This is a genomic window from Sphingomonas sp. BRN-1R (assembly GCF_057748035.1).
Window position 1 is genome coordinate 2,888,127 of the sequence record NZ_CM173236.1, and the last position, 18,676, is coordinate 2,906,802.

Annotated in this window: 18 protein-coding genes; 10 read left to right on the top strand and 8 right to left on the bottom strand. The window is 67.3% G+C overall.

The window, feature by feature from the left end; genetic code table 11:
* The first annotated feature begins 2 nt into the window (after window positions 1-2).
* Window positions 3-656, top strand: coding sequence for a hypothetical protein (locus AC3ANX_RS13405; RefSeq protein WP_488333766.1), 654 nt, complete (start codon window positions 3-5; stop codon window positions 654-656).
* 194 nt (window positions 657-850) lie between these two features.
* Here AC3ANX_RS13405 and ppdK read toward each other — a convergent pair whose 3' ends face one another.
* The 3 genes from ppdK to AC3ANX_RS13420 all read right to left on the bottom strand — a co-directional run bounded on the left by ppdK (window position 851) and on the right by AC3ANX_RS13420 (window position 7,232).
* Complete coding sequence (gene ppdK, locus AC3ANX_RS13410; protein WP_488333767.1) at window positions 851-3,553, bottom strand: pyruvate, phosphate dikinase; 2,703 nt, start codon at window positions 3,551-3,553, stop codon at window positions 851-853.
* Between the two features lie 166 nt (window positions 3,554-3,719).
* Window positions 3,720-6,233, bottom strand: coding sequence for a glycine--tRNA ligase subunit beta (gene glyS / locus AC3ANX_RS13415; protein ID WP_488333768.1), 2,514 nt, complete (start codon window positions 6,231-6,233; stop codon window positions 3,720-3,722).
* A gap of 132 nt (window positions 6,234-6,365) precedes the next feature.
* Window positions 6,366-7,232, bottom strand: a complete 867-nt coding sequence (locus tag AC3ANX_RS13420; protein ID WP_488336953.1) for a glycine--tRNA ligase subunit alpha — start codon at window positions 7,230-7,232, stop codon at window positions 6,366-6,368.
* 165 nt (window positions 7,233-7,397) lie between these two features.
* Between AC3ANX_RS13420 and AC3ANX_RS13425 the strand changes: the two genes are divergently transcribed.
* Both AC3ANX_RS13425 and AC3ANX_RS13430 read left to right on the top strand, forming a co-directional pair.
* Window positions 7,398-8,435 (top strand): TraB/GumN family protein, encoded by a 1,038-nt coding sequence (locus AC3ANX_RS13425; RefSeq protein ID WP_488333769.1) that lies wholly within the window; start codon window positions 7,398-7,400, stop codon window positions 8,433-8,435.
* 91 nt (window positions 8,436-8,526) lie between these two features.
* Entirely contained in the window at window positions 8,527-9,417 is an 891-nt protein-coding gene (locus AC3ANX_RS13430; protein WP_488333770.1) for a TraB/GumN family protein, read from the top strand.
* 162 nt (window positions 9,418-9,579) lie between these two features.
* Here AC3ANX_RS13430 and AC3ANX_RS13435 read toward each other — a convergent pair whose 3' ends face one another.
* Together AC3ANX_RS13435 and AC3ANX_RS13440 are read right to left on the bottom strand one after the other, a co-directional pair.
* Entirely contained in the window at window positions 9,580-10,236 is a 657-nt protein-coding gene (locus AC3ANX_RS13435) for a DUF2490 domain-containing protein (RefSeq protein WP_488333771.1), read from the bottom strand.
* A gap of 84 nt (window positions 10,237-10,320) precedes the next feature.
* Window positions 10,321-10,476, bottom strand: a complete 156-nt coding sequence (locus AC3ANX_RS13440) for a hypothetical protein (protein ID WP_488333772.1) — start codon at window positions 10,474-10,476, stop codon at window positions 10,321-10,323.
* Window positions 10,477-10,635: 159 nt separating this feature from the next.
* Between AC3ANX_RS13440 and AC3ANX_RS13445 the strand changes: the two genes are divergently transcribed.
* From AC3ANX_RS13445 to AC3ANX_RS13465, 5 genes are all read left to right on the top strand, one after another.
* Complete coding sequence (locus tag AC3ANX_RS13445; protein WP_488333773.1) at window positions 10,636-11,268, top strand: 50S ribosomal protein L25/general stress protein Ctc; 633 nt, start codon at window positions 10,636-10,638, stop codon at window positions 11,266-11,268.
* A gap of 76 nt (window positions 11,269-11,344) precedes the next feature.
* Entirely contained in the window at window positions 11,345-11,920 is a 576-nt protein-coding gene (pth, locus tag AC3ANX_RS13450) for an aminoacyl-tRNA hydrolase (RefSeq protein ID WP_488333774.1), read from the top strand.
* Window positions 11,917-12,519: a TIGR02466 family protein gene (locus AC3ANX_RS13455; protein ID WP_488333775.1), complete on the top strand. Its 603-nt coding sequence runs from the start codon at window positions 11,917-11,919 to the stop codon at window positions 12,517-12,519. Before pth ends, AC3ANX_RS13455 begins: the two co-directional genes overlap by 4 nt.
* A gap of 212 nt (window positions 12,520-12,731) precedes the next feature.
* Entirely contained in the window at window positions 12,732-13,832 is a 1,101-nt protein-coding gene (gene ychF / locus AC3ANX_RS13460; protein WP_488333776.1) for a redox-regulated ATPase YchF, read from the top strand.
* Between the two features lie 225 nt (window positions 13,833-14,057).
* Window positions 14,058-14,363 (top strand): hypothetical protein, encoded by a 306-nt coding sequence (locus tag AC3ANX_RS13465; RefSeq protein ID WP_488333777.1) that lies wholly within the window; start codon window positions 14,058-14,060, stop codon window positions 14,361-14,363.
* A gap of 211 nt (window positions 14,364-14,574) precedes the next feature.
* On the opposite strand, the gene AC3ANX_RS13470 is transcribed toward AC3ANX_RS13465, so the two are convergent.
* Entirely contained in the window at window positions 14,575-14,802 is a 228-nt protein-coding gene (locus tag AC3ANX_RS13470; RefSeq protein ID WP_488333778.1) for a hypothetical protein, read from the bottom strand.
* Here AC3ANX_RS13470 and AC3ANX_RS13475 point away from each other — a divergent pair.
* Both AC3ANX_RS13475 and AC3ANX_RS13480 read left to right on the top strand, forming a co-directional pair.
* Complete coding sequence (locus AC3ANX_RS13475; RefSeq protein ID WP_488333779.1) at window positions 14,795-15,946, top strand: hypothetical protein; 1,152 nt, start codon at window positions 14,795-14,797, stop codon at window positions 15,944-15,946. The genes AC3ANX_RS13470 and AC3ANX_RS13475 overlap by 8 nt on opposite strands.
* Window positions 15,947-15,996: 50 nt before the next feature.
* Complete coding sequence (locus AC3ANX_RS13480; protein ID WP_488333780.1) at window positions 15,997-17,283, top strand: alkaline phosphatase family protein; 1,287 nt, start codon at window positions 15,997-15,999, stop codon at window positions 17,281-17,283.
* 98 nt (window positions 17,284-17,381) lie between these two features.
* On the opposite strand, the gene AC3ANX_RS13485 is transcribed toward AC3ANX_RS13480, so the two are convergent.
* Window positions 17,382-17,822: a hypothetical protein gene (locus AC3ANX_RS13485; RefSeq protein WP_488333781.1), complete on the bottom strand. Its 441-nt coding sequence runs from the start codon at window positions 17,820-17,822 to the stop codon at window positions 17,382-17,384.
* Window positions 17,823-18,130: 308 nt separating this feature from the next.
* Window positions 18,131-18,676, bottom strand: a complete 546-nt coding sequence (locus AC3ANX_RS13490) for an adenine phosphoribosyltransferase (protein WP_488333782.1) — start codon at window positions 18,674-18,676, stop codon at window positions 18,131-18,133.

An 18,676-nucleotide genomic window follows, 5' to 3' on the forward strand; every position in this document is an offset into this window, starting at 1 on the left:
TAATGTTGTTCAGTTCGCCGTTGCAATTGCTCGTGCTTTGCGCGGTGGCGGTGGTCGCCTGGCTGTTGGGGTTCGCGACCAACCCGACTTCGGTCAACCGTGGCAGGGCGGTCCGCAAGCTGATGCACGACTTCGCGGCCTTCCGCACGCAATCGCAGAACCGGCTCAACACGCTCGCGCGGCATGCGGCGACGCTGGAAACGTCGTACCAGACCGTCGCCGACCGGCTCGCCGAGGCTGAAGCGCGGATCGCGGCGTTCAAGACATCGGCCGCCTCTGAACAATCACCCAAGGCGCCCCTCGCGCGTACCGAAGACGCCGCGCTTGCGACGTTCGACCACGATCCGGCCGACCCAATCGTGCCGCCGCTCACCCCTGGCGAGACCGCCGCGCCGCCGCCGGAGGCGGAGCCGTTTCCCGAACTCGCGACCTTCGACCACCCGCTGGCGGCAGGCGATGCGCTGACGCGGATCGACGGCATCGACGCCGCGCTCGCCACCCGCCTGTCCAACCTCGGGATCACGCGTTTCGCGGATATCGAGAAGCTGTCCGATCAGGACGAGATGGCGCTCGAACTGCGCCTCGCGCTGCCGGCGGGCACCATCACCGGCCGTCAGTGGCGGCAGCAGGCCGCCGCGCTGCGCATCGCCGGCTGACCAACCGCAGACCGACGCGGGCAGAAACATTGCCCGTGGTCGGATCAGGCGAGCGCATCAGCATTCACCGATGTTTCCGATCCCCGCCAAACGGCGGGGCGCGGTCAGGCTTGCGTACGAAGCGCAGCCCGCGTTCGATGATGGTCCGCAAGCCGAACCCCGGCCCGCGCCGGGGATCGGCTTACATTATCCCCTCACCCTCTGGCGGCGAGCGCCGCCTGCGCCGCCGCGAGCCGCGCGATCGGCACGCGGTACGGCGAGGCCGAGACATAATCGAGCCCGGTGCGCTCGCAGAACGCGATCGAGGCGGGATCGCCGCCATGCTCGCCGCAGATGCCGAGCTTGATACCGGGGCGGGTCTTGCGACCGCGTTCCGCCGCCAGTTCGATCAACTGGCCGACGCCCTCCACATCGAGGCTGACGAACGGGTCCTTCGCGTAGATGCCCTTCTCGACATAGGCGCCGAGGAAACGCGCGGCGTCGTCGCGCGACACGCCCAGCGTCGTCTGCGTGAGATCGTTGGTGCCGAACGAGAAGAACTCGCCCGTCTCGGCAATCTCGCCCGCCATCAGCGCGGCGCGCGGCAGTTCGATCATCGTGCCGACCAGATACTCGATCGTGCGGCCCTTATCCGCGAACACGGCCTGCGCCGCGGCATCGACCACCGCCTTCATCAGCTCCAGCTCGCGCTTGGTGCCGACCAGCGGGATCATCACCTCGGGGATCGGCGCCGCACCCGATTTCTCGGCAACCTCGATCGCCGCCTCGAAGATCGCGCGCGCCTGCATCTCGTAGATTTCAGGGTATGTCACGCCGAGCCGGCAGCCGCGATGGCCGAGCATCGGGTTGAACTCGTGCAATTCCGCCGCACGGCGCTTGAGCGTGTCGATATCGACCCCCGCGGCCGTCGCCACCTCGGCGAATTCGGCTTCTTCATTCGGCAGGAATTCGTGGAGCGGCGGATCGAGCAGGCGGATCGTCACCGGCAGCCCGGCCATGACCTCGAACAGTTGCACGAAATCGCTGCGCTGTTCGGGCAGCAATTTGTCGAGCGCCGAGCGGCGGCCAGCCTCGTCCTCGGCGAGGATCATCTGACGGACGTTCGTGATCCGCTGCGCATCGAAGAACATATGCTCGGTGCGGCACAGGCCGATGCCCTCCGCGCCGAATTCGCGCGCCGTGCGGGCGTCGAGCGGGGTCTCGGCGTTGGCGCGCACCTTGAGGCGACGGACTTCGTCGGCCCAACCCATCAACGTACCGAAATCGCCCGACAGTTCGGGCTGCACGGTCGCGACTTCGCCTGCCATCACCTCGCCGGTGGCGCCGTCGATCGTGACGATCTCGCCTTCCGCAATCTCGCGCGCGCCGACCCGCATCACGCGTGCCTTGCTGTCGATCGAGATCGAGCCGGCGCCTGATACGCACGGCCGGCCCATGCCGCGCGCCACCACGGCAGCGTGGCTCGTCATGCCGCCGCGCGCGGTGAGGATGCCCTTCGCCGCGTGCATGCCGTGGATGTCTTCCGGCGAGGTCTCGACGCGGATCAGGATCACGCTGTCGCCCGCCGCCGCGCGCTTCTCGGCCGTATCGCTGTCGAACACCGCCGCGCCCGAGGCAGCGCCCGGCGAGGCCGGCAAGCCTTTGGTCAGCACGTCACGCGTCGCTTGTGGATCGAGCGTCGGGTGGAGCAACTGGTCGAGCGCCTGCGGCTCGACCCGGGCGATCGCCTCCTCGCGCGTGATGAGCCCCTCTTCCGCCATCTCGACCGCGATCTTCAGCGCGGCCTTGGCGGTGCGCTTGCCCGAACGGGTCTGGAGCATCCACAGCTTGCCCTGCTGCACGGTGAATTCGATGTCCTGCATGTCGCGGTAATGCGTTTCGAGCAGGTCGAACACCTTGGCGAGTTCGGTGAACGTCTCCGGCATCGCCTCCTCCATCGAGGCGGGCTTGGCGCCGGCCGCATCCTTGGCGGCCTTGGTCAGATATTGCGGGGTGCGGATGCCGGCGACGACGTCCTCGCCTTGCGCGTTGATGAGGAACTCGCCGTAATAGGCGCGGTCGCCCTTGGCGGGATCGCGCGTGAAGGCGACGCCGGTGGCTGAAGTCTCGCCCATGTTGCCGAACACCATCGCCTGGATGTTGACGGCGGTGCCCCAGGCGGCGGGAATGTCGTTGAGCCGGCGATAGACCTTGGCGCGTTCGGACTGCCACGAGCCGAACACCGCGCCGACCGCACCCCAGAGCTGATCGTGCACGTCCTGCGGGAACGGCTTGCCCCATTGCTGTTCGACCAGCGCCTTGTATTCGGCGACAAGCTTGCGCAGATCTTGCGCGGTCAGATCGGTATCGAGGAAATAGCCGTTATCTTCCTTGGCAATCTCCAGCGCTTCTTCGAACGCGCCGTGATCGAGTTCGAGCACCACGTCCGAATACATCTGAATGAAGCGGCGATAGCTGTCCCATGCGAAACGCGCGTCGCCCGAGGTGGCGGCAAGCCCCTCGACCGTCTCGTCGTTGAGGCCGAGGTTGAGCACCGTGTCCATCATACCCGGCATCGACGCGCGCGCGCCCGAGCGGACCGACACCAGCAAAGGATCGGCGTGATCGCCGAACATCTTGCCCGTCACCCCTTCGATATGCGCGATGCCGGCGGCGACCTCGTCGCGCAGCGACGGGGGGAACTGGCCGCCCTCGTCATAATAGCGCGCACACATTTCGGTGCTGATCGTGAAGCCGGGCGGCACCGGCAGGCCGATCGAGGCCATTTCGGCGAGGTTCGCGCCCTTGCCGCCGAGCAGGTTGCGATCGCCCTTGCCGCCATCCGACACGCCGCCGCCGAAGCGATAGACATAGCGCTGATCGGTCGCGGTGGGTGCGTCGGTCAGTGTGGTCGCCATGTCTTGTCTCCTCAAGTCTCGTCCGCGCGCTTGTGCAACGCAGCACATCGTAATTCAAGATACGCGCGACACATCGATCGCGTTTTGGATGAAAGAGTTCAGGTAATTGTCCGGGTAATCGAAGGTGTTCGCCCAATTGTCAGAGCAATAGGATCAATCGCCAAGGTCAACCTTCGATCTTGGAGAAGTCCGCGACATTGTGCACCGCCGCCCGCACCCGCGCCAGCAACGCCAGCCGTGCCGCGCGTTTGGCCGGATTGGCGTCGTTGACGGTGACATCGTCGAAGAACGCGTCGATCGGCGCACGGAGCGTCGCGAGCGCTGCCATCGCCGCCTCGAAATCCTCGCGCGCGACCGCATCGGCGGCGGCGGGCTCGGCTGCGTCGAGCGCGGCGATCAGCGCGGCCTCGGCGGGTTCGACGGCGTCAGCCGTCGCCCCGGCGCAGGCCGGGGCCGCTTCGTGGCTTGGCGACCCGGTTGCCTCAAGGCCAGCGGCCCCGGCCTGCGCCGGGGCGACGCCCTCCTTTTTGAGGATATTCGCCGCGCGCTTGTACCCGGCGAGCAGGTTCGCGCCATCCTCGGTGCCGACGAACGCCTGCAACGCATGCACCCGCGCGAGCAGCCGGACAAGATCGTCCTCGCCACCAAGCGCGAACACCGCGTCGATCAGGTCGTGGCGAATGCCGGCTTCGCGTTGCTGGACTTTGAGGCGGTCGGCTGCAAAACTCCGAACCTCAACTGCCACAATCGTAGCCGCGATCTCCCAGTTCCTCCACTCATTTTCCATAAGATACTTGAGGTCTTTGGAGCGATCGACCTCGACCACTTGGATGTTTTCACCACGAGCCTTTTCTAAAAGCACGTTTTTCCAATAATTTGTCGCCGGATTTAAAAATTGATTGTCGATTAGGTTCAACGCCGCAATAAAAATCGGTAAATCAAGATTTAAGCTGAGTTGATTGTTGAGGATAATGCGGATCGCCGCAAGACATGCTCGCCTTAGCGCGAACGGGTCTTTGGAACCGGTTGGCTGTTCACCAACGGCAAAAAATGCGGCAATCGTATCCAGCTTATCCGCCAGACTTACCGCCACCGTCACCGGCGCGGTCGGCACCTCGTCGCCCTGCCCGACCGGCTTGTAGTGATCGCGGATCGCCTCGGCGACCTCAGCGGGCTCGCCCTGCGCGGCGGCGTAATAGCCGCCCATCAGGCCCTGTAGCTCGGGGAACTCGCCGACCATGCCGGTGACGAGATCGGCCTTGCACAACCGTGCGGCGAGCTCGGCCATGTCGGCCAGTTCCGCCGTCGTCACCCCAGCGAAAGCTGGGGTCTCTTGCGGCTCTTGTCCCACGCTACCGCGGGAAACCCCAGCTTGCGCTGGGGTGACGATGGTGGCCTCGGAGGGACTCGTCGCCCCGGCGGAGGCCGGGGCCGGCTCGTTTTGGGCGAGCGGCTCGCCAGATAATCCAGCGGCCCCGGCCTGCGCCGGGGCGACGGACTCCAGGGCTGGTTTCGAACCAGCAGCCGCTCCGGTGGCAGTCCCGGAGGAACTCGCACCCCCGACGATCCCCTCCTCGACCAGCCAGCGCGCCAGCTTGGCGACGCGCTCGACCTTGTCCGCCACGGTGCCCAGCTTCTCGTGGAACACGATCCGATCGAGCTTGGCGGCCTGCTCCTCAAGCGGCACCTTGAGGTCGGTCTCGTAGAAGAACTTCGCATCCGACAGCCGCGCGGCGAGCACCTTCTGGTTGCCCTCGACGATCTTCGCGCCGCCATCGACCGCATCGATGTTGGCGGTGCAGACGAAGGCGTTCGCCAGTTGCCCCGCGCCGTCGCGGCACACGAAATACTTCTGGTTCACGCGCGCGGTGAGCTGGATCACCTCGGGCGGCACCGACAGGAACACCTCGTCGAAGCGGCCGAGCAGCGGCACCGGCCACTCGGTCAGCCCGGCGTTCTCGCTCAGCAGCCCTTCGTCGCGGACCAACTCCAGCCCGGCCTTGCGCGCGGCCATCGTCGCGCCGAGCGCGATGATGCGGCGGCGTTCGTCCTGATCGACCACGACATGACAGGCGTGGAGCTTCTCGACATAATCGCTCGCCGAGCCGATCGTGATGACGCCGGGATGGTGGAAACGGTGACCGACCGTCTGCGCGCCCGAGGCGACGCCGGCGATCTCGCACGGCACCACATCCTCGCCGAACAGCGCGACGATGCCTTGCAGCGGGCGCACCCAGCGGATGCTCTCGGTGCTGAGCGAGGCGGCGCCCCAGCGCATCGACTTGGGCCAGGGGAAGGCGCGGATCACGGCGGGGATCGCCTCGGCGAGCACCTCCGCCGTGGCACGGCCGGCACGCTCGACCACCGCGAACAGCACGCCGTCACGCTCGACCAGTTGCTCGCGCGTGAGGCCGGTCTTGCGCAGGAAGCCTTCGAGCGCCTGTGGAGGGGCGCTCGTCTTCGGCCCCTTGGTTTCTTCGCTGACGGCGGCGGTCGCCTCTGGAAGATCGCGCGCGATCAGCGCGAGCCGGCGCGGCGTGGCGAAGGTGACGATCGCATCGGTATGAAGGCCCGACTTGGCGAGTTCGGCGGCGAACAGGCGGGCGAGATCGTCGCGCGCCTTGTCCTGCATGCGCGCGGGGATCTCTTCCGAGCGGAGTTCGAGGAGGAAATCAGTCATGGGCCATCTCAACGATCGTCACCCCAGCGCAGGCTGGGGTCTTTTGCGGCTCTTGCCCCGCGCCATCGCGGGAGATCCCAGCTTGCGCTGGGATGACGCGGGTTTGAGCGGGGAACGGGAATCGAACCCGCGTCACGCCGTCCACCCCGGATGTTTCGCCTGCCAATCGGGCGTGTTCTTCTCGATCCACGCCGCGCAGGCGCCCTTCGCGAGATCGCGCACGCGGCCCATATAGGCCTGCCGCTCCGCGACCGAGATCACCCCGCGCGCCTGCAACAGGTTGAAGACGTGGCTCGCCTTGATCGCCTGTTCGTAGGCGGGGATCGGCAGCTTCGCCTCGAGGCAATTCTCGCATTCGGCGGTCGCCTTGCGGAACAGGTCGAACAGCCGCTCGGTATCGGCCACCTCGAAGTTCCAGGTGCTCATCTGCACCTCATTTTCGTGGAACACCTCGCCATAGGTCACGCCCGCGTCGTTGAAGGCGAGATCGTACACGCTGGCCTTGTTCTGAAGGTACAGCGCCAGCCGCTCCAGTCCATAGGTCAGCTCGCCCGCGACCGGCTTGCAGTCATAGCCGCCCATCTGCTGAAAATAGGTGAACTGCGTCACCTCCATGCCGTCGCACCACACTTCCCAGCCCAGCCCCCACGCGCCGAGCGTCGGGCTCTCCCAATCATCCTCGACGAAGCGGATGTCGTGACGGGTGAAGTCGATGCCGATCGCCGCCAGCGACCCGAGGTACAGCTCCTGCAAGTCCGCCGGACTCGGCTTCAGGATCACCTGATACTGGTAATAATGCTGGAGCCGGTTGGGGTTCTCGCCATAGCGGCCATCGGTCGGGCGGCGGCACGGCTGGACGAAGGCGGCGTTCCACGGCTGCGGCCCGAGCGCGCGCAAGGTCGTCGCCGGGTGGAAGGTGCCCGCGCCCATCTCCATGTCATAGGGCTGGAGGATCAGGCAGCCGTGTTTGCTCCAGTAATCGTGGAGCGTCAGGATCATGCGCTGGAAGCTCAGCGGCTCGGGAACTGGGGCGCTTGCGGCCAAGGAACGTCACCCTCAACGTGGTTATGGTCGGGGGCTTTGGCGTATGGCCCGGACAGGGTCAACCATCGGCACCGGCCGCGATTGACGGCGTGCGGCGTTTCGGCTTCACGGGGCCCCGACATGGCACAGACCGATATCGCCTCGCCGCGTACGGCTCGACCGGCGGCGGCGCGCCTCGCGTTGGCGGCGTTGCTGTGCTGGCTCGCCACGCCCGCCGCGGCCCGGCGCGCGCCCGATACCGCACCGCCGGCAGCCGGGCAGACCGCGCTCTCCACCGTGCCGCTCGACGGTGACGCGATCTCGCCGGAGGAGGCGGCGCGCGGGGTCGATCAGGTGACGCTGTCGCAACTCTCGCAAAACTACCGTCCGCATCCGGCGATCTGGCGGATCGGCGACGCCGACACGACGATCTACCTGTTCGGAACGGTCCACATCCTGCCGCCCGGCTTCGCGTGGCGCGACGCACGGATCGAGGCGATCGTAGCGAAGGCCGACACGCTGATCGTCGAGGCGATCGACGAGGGCGCGCCGCCCGAACCCGCCGCCGGCCCGAAACTGCCGCCGCTCGCGCGGCGCGTCTCGCCCGATCATCGCGCCGCGTTGCGCCGCTTCGTCGATACGCTGCCGCCCGGCGCGGAGCGGGTGATGAACGAGATGCCGACCTGGATCGCCGCGATCGCGGTCGGCTTCACACGCGACATGCAGGCCGGCGAAGTGCCCGGCCCCGGTGCGGACGACTGGATCGAGGCGCGTTTCCGTGAGGCGCACAAGCCGGTGGTCGCGATCGAGAACAGCGCGAAGGTGATGCGGCAGGTCAGCGCCGTGCCCGAACGCGAGCAGCGCCGCATGCTCGACACAGCGCTCGACGCAGCCACGCCGAGCCGCGCGGAACGCCGCGCGCCGACGCACGCCTGGGCCAAAGGCGAGATCGATACCGGCTCGGCGCTGACGCTCGATCTGGCGGCGACGAGCGGCAGCCAGGCACTGAGCGCACCGCTGATGCGCGACCGCAACCGCGCGTGGGCGGATGCGCTGGTGCGGCGGCTCGACATGCCGGGCACCGCGCTGTTCGCGGCAGGCGCCGGGCATTTCGTCGGCAGCGATTCGGTGCTCGCGCTGCTGCGCCAGCGCGGCGTGCAGGTGACGCGGGTGCAGTAGGGCGTCCCACCCGCGCACGGCGCATATTAAGGTGGCGCAAAGGTGCGGTTTCTATCATCCCCGCACACCAAGGCTTTGCGTAGGAACCATGATGCGCTTTCTGAAGACCCTCCTCGCCGCGACGATCATCATGGCGACCCCCGCCTGCGCGCAGCCCGCGCCGGGCACGGCGAAGGACGTCGATCCGGCTCTGTGGGTGGTGAAGGACAAGGACACCACCATCTATCTGTTCGGCACCATCCACGCGCTGAAGCCCGGCCTGAGCTGGTTCGACGAGGCGGTGAAGAAGGCGTTCGACGCGAGCGACAGCCTTGTCCTCGAAATCCCGATGCCAAGCCCTGAGGAAGCGCAGAAGGTGATGCTGCCGCTCGCGCTCTCCCCCACCGGTCCGACGCTGACCGAGAAGATCCCCGCGGCCAAGCGCGCCGAATATGCCGCCGCGCTCGCCAAGCTCGGTCAGTCGCCGGCCGCGTTCGACCGGTTCGAGCCTTGGTTCGCGGGCGCGACGGTCGGCCAGCTCGAATTGCAGAAGACCGGCTTCGGTCGCGACGACGGCGTCGAAAAGCAGCTCGACGCGGCGGCCAAGGCGGCGGGCAAGCCGGTCTCGGGGCTGGAGACGCTGGGGCAGCAGCTCGGCTATTTCCACGATCTGCCGCAGGATGCGCAGGTGTCTTTCCTGCTGTCCGGCATCGAGGATATCGACAAATTCCCGGCCGACATCAACCGGATGGTCGATCTGTGGGGCAAGGGCGATCCCGAGGGACTCGGCCGCATGATGAACAAGGATCTCACCAAACAGCCGATGCTGCGCCAGGTGCTGCTGTGGGATCGAAACGCGCGCTGGGCCGACTGGATCGCGCACCGGATGGAGCAGCCGGGCACCGTGTTCATCGCGGTCGGCGCGGGGCACCTCGCCGGCGACCACAGCGTGCAGACGCTGCTGGCGAAAAAGCATCTGACGGTGACGCGGATCAAATATTGAGCCCTGCCATCCGTTCGTGCCGAGTAGGGATCGAGTAGCCGAAGGCGTATCGAGAGCCCGTATCGAAGCACGGGTCGTGCTCGGGGCCTACACCTCTCGATACGGGCCAGCGGCCCTACTCGGCAGTCACCTGGGACGAACGGTCTCTCTCGTGGCCTCAGCTCAAAACCGGTACGTCACCACCAGCGGGATCGCGTGGTTCACCAGCGTATCGTTGGCGCGATAGATACGCTGGTTGAGATACCCCGTCTCGACATCGAGCGCGGGAGATATCGGCACGGTCACGCCCGCGAACGTGCGCAACTGGTCGAGCGTATGCCGCTGCCCGGCCGTGCGGTTGAGCGCGAGGAACGGTTCGCCCCACACCACCAATCCTGGCGCGCCACGGCCGCCGGTCGCATAGACCGCGCGGACCTGCTGGCGGAAGCGCCAGTTGGTCGCATCCACATTGCTGATGAAGCGCTGCTCCAGCCGCGTGCGCGCCGATACCCGCACCCGCCCGACCGCGCCGACCGCCCAGTTGAGCTGTTCGACCGCCTGTTCCTCGGTGAAGTTCGCGCCGCCCGGCACGAAGGTGGAGAAATGCACCCACCCCGCCGATGCGGCGAGCCGCCGCGTCAGCGCATGGCCGATCTGCAAGCGCGATTCGACCTGCGACGCGCGTTCGTCGCCGCCCGCGCGACCGATCAGTTCGGCCGACAGATTCCAGCCGCCCTCGACAGGAACGATCGCGAGCAGGTCCGGCCAGGGCTGGACCGACTGCGCGTGCGCGGGAACGGCAGCGGCGAGCAGCGCCGCAAGCGGAAGGGTCTTGAGCATCATCGCCGCTTTGGCGACTGCCGCCACGCGCCGCAAACGACAAACCGTTGCTGGTTCGTTGCCGGTGTGTTGCGCCCCCGGACCCTAGCCTTGCGCGGTCGCCGGCTGGCGGGCGGCGATCAGCTCGGTCAGCACGCGCGCGCGTTCGCGCTCGGCGCTCCAGTCGGTCGACGGGCTGGCCTGCATCTTGTCGAGCAGGACGCGCAGTTCCTTGTTCCATTCGGCGACGTGGTCGGTCATGTCACTCTCCTTTTCGTTATGCGACGGACATAGGATGCCCCGCCACGGATTTCGAGCGCTTGCCCTTTTCACCCGCTTCGGCTATGCGCGCCGGCTTCCGGTCAGGGTCATCCCTGGAGGCCTGAGCGGACATTTGACCCACGTATTTCGGAGATTGCAATGAGCGAACAGTTGACGCTCGCAGCCGAGACGCGCGAACAGGTTGGCAAGGGAGCCTCCCGTCTGCTGCGTCGTCAAGGCCGCGTACCCGCCGTTGTCTATGGCAACAACCAGGAGCCCCTGGCGATCCACGTCGAGGAAAAGGCGCTGATGCGTCTCCTCATGACGGGTCACTTCATGAACTCGCAGGTCATGATCGAGACCGGCGGCGAGACCGTCCGCACGCTCCCCAAGGACGTCGCGTTCGATGCCGTCACCGATCGCCCGGTTCATGTCGACTTCCTGCGCATCGGCGCGCACACCACCGTCCACGTCAGCGTGCCGGTCGTGTTCACCGATGAGGAAGAGGCTCCCGGCATCAAGACCGGCAAGGGCGTGCTCAACATCGTCCAGCACGAGATCGAGCTGGTCTGCGACGCGGCCGCGATCCCCGACGACATCACCATCTCGCTGGCTGGCCGCGAGATCGGCGACTCGATCCACATCTCGAACGTGGACCTGCCGCAGGGCGTGACCCCGGCGATCACCGACCGCGATTTCACCATCGCGACGATCGTGCCGCCGACGGTGCCGACCGCAGCCGACGACGAGGCTGACGCCGCCGTCGCAGCCGAGGCGACGCCGGAAGCATAAGCCTTTCGGTTCGAGCAAGATTTGGGCAGGGCAGCGTAAAGCTTCCCTGCCCTTTTCGTTTGAGGAACACCGCGACGTGCAAATCTGGGTCGGTCTCGGCAATCCGGGCGCGCAATATGCGCTCAACCGGCACAACGTCGGCTTCATGGCGATCGACACGATCGCGGATCTGCACGGTTTCTCAGCCGTCAAGAAGGCGTTTCAGGGCTGGACGCAGGAGGGCCGCATCGGATCGGAGAAGATCCTGTTGCTCAAGCCCGCCACCTTCATGAACGAAAGCGGGCGCAGCGTCGGCGAGGCCATGCGCTTCTACAAGCTGGCCGAGGGCGACGTGACCGTCTTCCACGACGAGCTCGATATCGCGCCGTTCCGCGTCAAGGTGAAGGTCGGCGGCGGCACCGCCGGGCACAACGGCCTGCGCTCGACCGAGGCGCATATCGGCAACGCTTATCGCCGCGTCCGGCTCGGCATCGGTCATCCCGGACACAAGGACAAGGTGTCGCCCTATGTGCTCGGCAATTATGCCAAGGCCGAGATGGACCCGCTGTCCGACATGCTCGGCGCGGTCGCGGCCGAGGCGCCGTGGCTGGCCAAGGGTGACGACGGGCGCTTCATGAACGACGTGGCGCTGCGGCTGGGGGATACGAAATGAGCGTGCGCAACCTGTTCGCGACCCCGGTTTACGAAGGCGCGCTCGGTGATGCGCGCCTGCTCGAAGATCTCGAGCAATCCTGCCTGATGTTCGCGAGCGAGGATCGCGCCGGGCGCGGCTGGTCGAAGGCGCATAATTATCGCGGCTATACCAGCTACGCCTCGCTCAACGATCTGCCGCAGCGCGACCCGGCGTTCGGCGATCTCGCCAGGAAACTCGCCAAGCACGTCGCCGCCTTCGCGGACGCCTGCGCGTTCGATCTCGGCGGACGCAAGCTCCGGCTCGACAGCCTGTGGGTCAACGTCCTCAAGCCCGGCGGCATGCATTCCGGGCACATCCACCCGCATTCGGTGGTGTCGGGCACGCTCTACGTCGCGGTGCCACCGGGCGCGGGCGCGATCCGCTTCGAAGATCCGCGCCTGCCCTTCATGATGGCAGCCCCGACCCGCCGCGAGGATGCGCCGGAGGCGTTGCGCACCTTCGCGCACGTCACGCCCGAGCCGGGCACGGTGCTGCTGTGGGAAAGCTGGCTGCGCCACGAAGTGATCGCCGGCACCGCCAAGCAGGACCGGATCAGCATCAGCTTCAACTATAGCTGACGCGACGACCGTCACCCCGCCCGCCGAACCGTCATCCCAGCGAAAGCTGGGATCTGGTGGTGGCTTGGCGAGCGTTCCCCGTTTCACCGAGAGACCCCAGCGTGCGCTGGGGTGACGATGTTGGCGGAAGGCTATCTGGCAATCTCGCTCCGCCACCGCTATCGGGCAGGCAACGACGCGCTTGACGCTCCCCAATATTCAAGGACGACAAAATGGGTTTCCGCTGTGGTATCGTGGGCCTGCCGAACGTCGGCAAATCCACCCTGTTCAACGCGCTGACGCAGACGGCGGCGGCGCAGGCGGCGAACTATCCGTTCTGCACGATCGAGCCCAACGTCGGCAACGTCGCGGTGCCCGATGCGCGACTGTACCAGCTCGCCGAGATCGCCGGGTCTGCCAAGATCGTCGAGACGCAGCTCGCCTTTGTCGATATCGCCGGGCTGGTGCGTGGCGCTTCGAAGGGCGAAGGCCTCGGCAACCAGTTCCTCGGCAACATCCGCGAGGTCGATGCGATCGTCCACGTGCTGCGCTGCTTCGAGGATGGCGACGTGACGCATGTCGAGGGCAAGGTCGACCCGATCGCCGACGCCGAGACGGTCGAGACCGAGCTGATGCTCTCCGACCTCGAAAGCCTCGAGAAGCGCGTGCCCAACCTCGCCAAGAAGGCGGCACAGGGCGACAAGGAGGCCAAGATCGGCGTCGCCGTGCTGGGGCAGGCGCTCGAGCGGCTGCGCGAGGGCAAGCCCGCACGCCTGACCGTGCCCAAGGACGAGGAGGAAGCGCGCGTGTTCGCGCAGGCGCAGTTGCTCACCTCCAAGCCTGTGCTGTACGTCTGCAACGTCGATGAGGGCGACGCCGCCAACGGCAATGCGCTGTCCGCGCGGGTGTTCGAGAAGGCCAAGGCCGAGGGCGCGCAGGCGGTAGTCGTTTCCGCCGCGATCGAGGCCGAGATCGCGACGATGCCGCAGGAGGATCGCGGCGAGTTCCTCGCCGAGCTGGGGCTGGAGGAGACCGGCCTCGCCCGCGTCATCACCGCCGGGTACAAATTGCTCAAACTGCTCACCTTCTTCACGGTCGGCCCCAAGGAAGCGCGTGCCTGGACCGTCCATGTCGGTGCCAAGGCACCCAATGCGGCGGGCGAGATCCACACCGATTTCGAACGCGGCTTCATCCGCGCCGAGACGATCGCCTTCGGCGATTACGTCGCCTTCAAGGGCGAGGCCGGCGCGCGCGACGCCGGCAAGCTGCGGCAGGAAGGCAAGGAGTACGTCGTGCAGGACGGCGACGTCATGCTGTTCCGCTTCAACGTCTGACGGGTTCCGACAATTGTTCCCCGGCCAAGGCCGGGGTCCAGTCACGGAACGGGCGTAACGGAGTCTCGCGCGCCGTCACATCGACCTTTCCGACTGGACCCCGGCCTCCGCCGGCGAACCTCACCCGCTCGTCCTGAGCCAACACTCGGGACTCCGCTTCGACTTCGCTCGGCACAAACGCTCCACGCCTCGATTTGCCGCCCGCAATCCGCTAAGACGCGCGCGATGCTGCTGCGCCTGCTTCTCTGCGTTCTGCTTGCCACGCTCGGCTGCCAACCGGCGGCGGCGATGCCATGTCACGACGCCAGCGGCATAACGATGGCGATGCCGGCGCAGCACGACACCCCGGCCGACCGCCATCACGAAACGATGCCGTCGCATGCCTGTGTCGGCTGCATCCCGCCCGAAACGCTGCGTGCCTCGGCGCTCTCCGCACGAGTGGTGGTGCGGGCGCTACCCGTCGCGTCTCTGCCGGCGACGTTCGATCCCGATCGCGGCACGCCGCCCGCGCTACCGCCGCCGCGCGCCTGAAGCGAGCCGGGCCTTTCGGGCCCGTCCTTCCCTTCAGCGAAAGCCTTCTCATGATCCGATTGGTGTTCGGCGCCGCGCTTGCCGTGCCTGTCCTCCCCGTCGCCGCAACCGCGCAGGCGATGGACCCTCATATGCACGGCATGGCCATGCCTATGCCGTCCGCGCCCGCGCCGCATCGACGTAGCACAGCAAAGCCGGTCGCGACGGCACATCATCCGGCTGCGGCAACCATGTCCGCGAAAACAAAGCCCCACCCCGCGCCGGCCATGCCGGTGGCATCGCCGCCCGCACCAGCCGCCATGCCCGGCATGGCAATGTCGCCCGCCACGCCGTCACCGATCCCCGAGAACATCGCCCCCGCGCGGGCCATGCCGCAGATGGCGATGCCCGCCGCCACCGCCGCGCCGGATGACATGGCGGCGATGCCCGGCATGGCCATGAGCGGCGGCGTCTCGGCGCAAGGCTCCGGCACCGCGCGCAATCCGGGCGCGGAGGGGATGATGCGCGGCCTGCACCTCGCCACCGGCGACTGGATGGTGATGCTGCACGGTTACGCCTTCGCCACCTACACCGACCAGGGTGGCCCGCGCGGGCGCGAAGAGGCGTTCGTCAGCTCGATGGCGATGCTCTCGGCCGCGCACGATCTCGCGCCCGATACGCACCTGCAACTGCGCACCATGCTCAGCCTCGATCCGCTGATGGGCCCACGCGGCTACCCCAATCTGTTCGCGACGGGTGAGACCGCTAACGGCCGCGACCCGCTGATCGACCGCCAGCATCCGCACGATCTGTTCATGGAACTCTCGGCGCGCGTCGACCGCGATGTCGCGCCGGGCACCAGCCTGTTCCTCTACGGCGGCCCGGTCGCCGAACCCGCGCTCGGCCCTTCCGCCTTCATGCACCGCGCCTCGGCCGCGTACGAGCCGCTCAGCCCGATCACGCACCATTGGTTCGACAGCACGCACATCAGCTACGGCGTGGTGACGGGCGGGACCGCGACGCCGCACTGGCAGGTCGAGGCGTCGGGCTTTCGCGGCCGCGAGCCCGACCAGCACCGCTGGAACATCGAAACGCCCGGGCTCGATAGCTGGAGCATCCGCGCGACGTGGAACCCGAACGCGCATTGGTCCGCGCAGGTCAGCCACGGTCACATCACCAGCCCCGAACAGCTCGAGCCCGACACCGACGAAGCGCGCACCACCGCGAGCGTGCAATATGCCGGCGGTGGCGTCTCGGCGCTCGCGGGCTTTTCCGCCAAGAACAAACTGCCCGGCCGCACGCTGACCGCCTTCCTGGGCGAAGTGAACTGGGATTTCGCGGGCAGCGAGACGCTGTTCGGCCGCTTCGAGAACGTCGCCAATGACGAACTTTTCCCGGACCCCGCCGGCCCGCTCCACGGCCAGACCTTCCGCATCAGCCATGTCGAAGCCGGTTATGCACACCGTCTGCGCCTGACGCGCGACACCGGGGTCGCGCTGGGCGGCGCGCTCGGCTTCTACGCGAAGCCCGCCGCGCTCGACGCGGCGTACGGCGGGTTCCCGATCAGCGCGACGGTGTTTGCCAAGCTGATGCTGGGCACCTGACACGCGCTCTGTCTTGAAGATGTCGCGAAGCGGGCGCAGGGGGCGTGGCCATGCGTTGGTATAGCAAGATCGTCGTCGCCGGGCTCTGCGCGAGCCTTCAGGCCTGTGTCACCCCGCCGGCAGCCGCCCCCGCCCCGCCCCCTCCCGCCGCACCTGCACAGGCGGAAGCGCGTACCCCGGTGACGATCCTCGTCTCGATCGACGGTTTCCGCGCCGATTATCTCACGCGCGGCGTCACCCCGCGTCTTGCCGCACTGGCGGCGCACGGGATCAGCGCGGCGATGCGACCGTCCTTCCCGTCGAAGACCTTTCCCAACCACTGGGCGCTCGTCACCGGCCTCAGGCCCGATCGCAATGGCATCGTCTCGAACAGCATGGAGGATACCCGGCGACCCGGCGAGACCTTCACCATGGCGACCGACGATCCGTTCTGGTGGAGCGAGGGCAAGCCGATCTGGGTCGATGCCGAGCAGGCCGGCATCCGTACGGGCACGATGTTCTGGCCGGGCGCGAACGTCGCCTGGGGCGGCGCGCTCAAGCCGAACAGCCACGGTGCCACGACCGGCGGCACGCGGCCGGAGGACTGGATGCAGTTCAACCAGGCGGTGACGGGGGCGCAACGCGTCGAGGGCGTGCTCGACTGGATGCGCCGACCGGCCGCGATCCGCCCGCGTTTCGTGACGCTCTATTTCGACACGGTCGACAGCGCCGGGCACGAATACGGCCCCGACGCTGCGGAGACCACCGCTGCGGTGGCGGACGTCGACGCGCTGATCGGGAAGCTCGTCGATGGTCTCGCCGCGCTCGGCCAGCCCGCCAATCTCGTCATCGTGGCGGATCACGGCATGGCCGCGACCAGCAGCACGCGCACGATAGCGCTCGACCGGATCGCCAATCCGGCGGACTATCGCGTGTTCGAGACGGGGCCGTTCGCCTCGCTGTCGGCAGTGCCGGGGCATGAGGCAGCGCTGGAGAAGGCGCTGTTCGCCCACCACGACCATCTGCAATGCTGGCGCAAGGGCGATATTCCTGCGCGCTTCCATTACGGCAGCAATCCGCGCGTGCAGCCCTATTTCTGCCTAGCCGATGCCGGTTGGGAGACCGCCAAGACCACGCCCGACAAGCCGAAGACCGGCGGCGACCACGGCTACGATAACATGGCGCCCGAGATGCGTGCGCTATTCATCGCCAGCGGTCCGGCAATCAGGCCGCTCGGCACGCTGCCGGCGTTCGACAATGTCGATGTGTACCCGCTGCTCCGTGACCTGCTCGCCCTGCCGCCGGTGAGCGACCGCGATGGTGACGATGCGCCATTTCGCGCGGCGCTGAAGCGCTGACGCAAAACGGGCGGTGTGCCGCGTGACACACCGCCCCACCGGAGGCTCGCACGCGCGCCGCTCGTCTGCTCACGCAGCGACGAACGGCGTAAGTGCGTTCAGTGCTGGTGCCCGCCGCGCGAGCCACTGCCACCGCCGTGGAAGCCGCCACCGGGCCTGCCGCCGCTGAAGCCGCCGCCGGGACCACGCCCACCCTGAACGCCGCCGCGCGTACCGCCGAAATCGCGCCACATCGGGCGGATGTCGCGGTGGGCGTTGTTCCAGTTCTGCGAACGGCCACGCCAGTAATTCTGCTGCCCGCCATTCCAGCGGTGACGGCCGTGATTGCGATCGTACACGTAATAGCCGGTGCCGGGATAATAATAGTCGCCGTACCAGCCCCAGTACGGATCGGCGTTGAAGCCGCCATAATACGGATCCCAGCCATCGCTGACGTAGCCGACCCCGCCACCATAGCCGTAACCATCGTCCACGCACGCCGACAAGCCGAGCGCGGCGCTCAGGCCAAGCCCGGCGATCAAGAGTTTTCTGGGGATCATGGTTCGTACTCCGACAGGATGCAGGGCCGCAAATACACGCGGCGCATCGTGTCGGATCAACGACAGAGCGAAGGCGGAGTTCCGTTTGCTGAAACACCCGAGACACATATCGGCACGAACCGCGCCGCGCGGCGCGTCGTCACGAAGCCGCCCGGGCTTCGCGCCTCCGATTTTCCGGGGGCAATGCCGATCCCCTTTCGGATACGTCGAACCCACTCACATGGAGGCGCGAAGCGTGTCGGCGCAGAATGCGATCATCTCTCGGCACAGCCCGCCCGGTGTACCAACATCCTCCGGGCGAGCTTAGGTCAGTGGCCCTCGAACGCAATCAGCGAATCCACCTTCAGCCCGTCGCCACGCAGCGCATCCGCCCCGCCAAGGTCGGGCAGGTCGAGCAGGAACTGGACCTGTTCCACGACCGCGCCCGCCTTGCGGAGCAGCCGCACCGCCGCACGCGCGGTGCCGCCGGTCGCGATCAGATCGTCGACCAGCAGCACGCGCTGCCCGGGGACCAGCGCGTCCTCGTGCATTGCGATCCGGTCGGTGCCATATTCAAGCGCGTAGTCTTCGGCGATCGTCGCGCCGGGCAGCTTGCCGTCCTTGCGGATCAGCAGCACGCCCGCTTTTAGCGGCGCTGCCAGCGCAGCGGCGAAGATGAAGCCGCGTGCCTCGATCCCCGCGACCAGATCGACCGGGCCGACCGTCTGCGCCGCCATCCGCGCGATCGCCTCGGCGAAGCCATGCGCGTCGAGCAGCAGCGTGGTGATATCGCGGAACAGGATTCCCGGCTTGGGGAAGTCGGGGATCGTGCGGATCAGGGCTTTCAGATCGTCGTTCGTCTCGCCAGCGGTCAT